We start from the raw sequence: 1,279 nt of genomic DNA, 5'->3' as shown, positions 1-1,279 counted from the left end.
CGGCGCGCGTACGGCGGTGTCACGACGGCAGGGGCCGTCGCTCCACCGCCTGCGGTCTCGCTCGCGCCGTCCTCGCCGTTCCGCCTCGGCCCGATGCGAATCCGCGGCACCGAACCCCTCCGGTGACGGAAGGAGTCCCCCGTTCCTCAACCGCCGCGAAGGGGCGGGCGGGTGGGTTCGGTCCCGCGCGCACACCGCAGCGCGTCCGCGCCCGCCCGCCCGAGAACCCCGCCCCCGCGATGAGTTCCGCCCGCGGCCCCGGTCGTATCCCGTGGCCGTCGTACGGCGCGGGGGACCGTACGACGGCGTCCGGCAGACGAGACCTCACGGAGGAGACCGATGACGACCACGCCGAGTGATCCGAGCAGCGCGCCGGGCGGCCGGCCGCCCGTGGTCGGTATGGCCGCATGGCAGGCCGCACGGGACGAGCTTCTGGTGCGCGAGAAGGCGCACACCCGCGAGGGCGACGCCCTCGCCGCGGCTCGGCGGCGGCTGCCGATGGTGGAGTTCGACGGGAGCGTCGAGGTCGTCGGGGCCGACGGCCCGGTGCCGTTCCGGGACCTGTTCCAGGGGCGCGACGAACTCGTGGTCTACAAGCACATGTGGTACGACGGCGCACCGCACCAGGGGCAGTGCGAGGGCTGCACCACCACGGCCTGGCATCTGAAGGAGGCCGACTATCTCCACGCCCGCGGCGTCTCGTTCGCGGTCCTGACCCCCGGCCGGTGGGACGAGGTAGCCGCGTACGTCGCGTTCATGGGCTACACCCAGCCCTGGTACTCCGTGCGCGATGTGGACGGTCCGGCCGGCGGCAGCATGGGGTACCTCACCGCCTATCTGCGCGACGGCGACCGTACGTTCCTCACCTACTCCACGACGGGCCGCGGCAACGAGCGGGTCAACGGGTCCCTCGGTCTGCTCGACATGACGCCGTACGGGCGCGGTGAGGCATGGGAGGACCACCCCGAGGGCCGGCCCGAGGGGCGCCACGCGTGCTGGTACTGGCGTACGGACGCGGACGGGAACGCCACCTGGGGTCCGACCAGCCGCCCGGTGCCGCAGTGGTCCCGTCCCGGCGCGACCCCCGTGGAGACCCTCGGCCGGCAGGGCGACCACCACTGACGGGACACTCCACCGACGCGACAGGTCTCCACGGACGGGACGGGCCGGACTCCGGCAGGACGTCCACTAATGCCCCAACCGTGCGTGTCCGGTGGGGCGTTGGGTCCCCCCACCGGAGCGGGGTCCGGGCCCGGCATCCCGGGACCCCGCTCCGGGC

General features: G+C 74.2%; 1 protein-coding gene. It reads left to right on the top strand.

Going from position 1 to position 1,279, the window contains the following annotated elements; translation table 11 throughout:
- Positions 1–339: 339 nt before the first annotated feature.
- The gene (locus AN218_RS29630; protein ID WP_070020154.1) at positions 340–1,122 is read left to right on the top strand and encodes a DUF899 family protein; all 783 of its coding nucleotides are present in this window, start codon (positions 340–342) and stop codon (positions 1,120–1,122) included.
- Positions 1,123–1,279: the final 157 nt, after the last annotated feature.

Origin of the sequence: Streptomyces nanshensis (genome assembly GCF_001751255.1) — a bacterium.
GTDB lineage: Bacteria > Actinomycetota > Actinomycetes > Streptomycetales > Streptomycetaceae > Streptomyces > Streptomyces nanshensis_A.
The sequence above is the reverse complement of the archived record's forward strand: the minus strand, read 5'-3'. Positions and strand labels throughout refer to the sequence as shown.

Bases quoted from the DNA above. Each gene is read 5' to 3' on its own strand.
- AN218_RS29630 (WP_070020154.1), top strand. From the start codon at position 340: ATGACGACCACGCCGAGTGATCCGAGCAGCGCGCCGGGCGGCCGGCCG.